This is a genomic window from Methylobacterium sp. WL18, assembly GCF_008040015.1.
GTDB lineage: Bacteria > Pseudomonadota > Alphaproteobacteria > Rhizobiales > Beijerinckiaceae > Methylobacterium > Methylobacterium mesophilicum.
This window is the reverse complement of sequence record NZ_VRVD01001355.1, coordinates 1-432: the sequence shown is the minus strand read 5'-3', so window position 1 is coordinate 432 and position 432 is coordinate 1. Positions and strand designations below refer to the sequence as shown.

At 74.5% G+C, this 432-nt stretch carries 1 pseudogene; it reads left to right on the top strand.

Features of this window, described 5'->3' with window-relative positions:
* Positions 1-282 precede the first annotated feature (282 nt).
* Positions 283-432: pseudogene (locus FV228_RS34930) on the top strand (VWA domain-containing protein); the annotation flags it as partial.

Here is a 432-nt window from a genome sequence, read left to right as displayed (position 1 = left end):
CCGCGGCCCTGCTGGCGACCCGGAGGGGGGTGTGATGCTCGGGTTCCGGTCAAACGCTCTCCTCCCTCCCCCCTCTGCGGGGGAGGGTACCCTGCGCAGCAGGGGGGGAGAGGGGCAGCGCGACGTCGCGGATTTCGGCTCTCTGCGCGACCTTTCCGGATACGGCGCTCCCCTCTCCCGACCCCTGCTGACGCAGGGGCCACCCTCCCCCGCAAAGGGGGGAGGGACGGCGCTCGCCCGTTTCGGACAGACCGACACGCCGCCCGTCGCGAGCCAGCCCGCATGAGCGCCCTCGACGCCTTCGCGTTCCTGCGCCCCTGGTGGTTCCTGGCCATCCCGGTCGTGGCCCTTCTGGCGCTCCGCGCCGCCTGGCGGGCGGCGCCGCTGGGCGATTGGGGGCGGGCGGTCGATCCGGCCCTGATGGCCCATCTC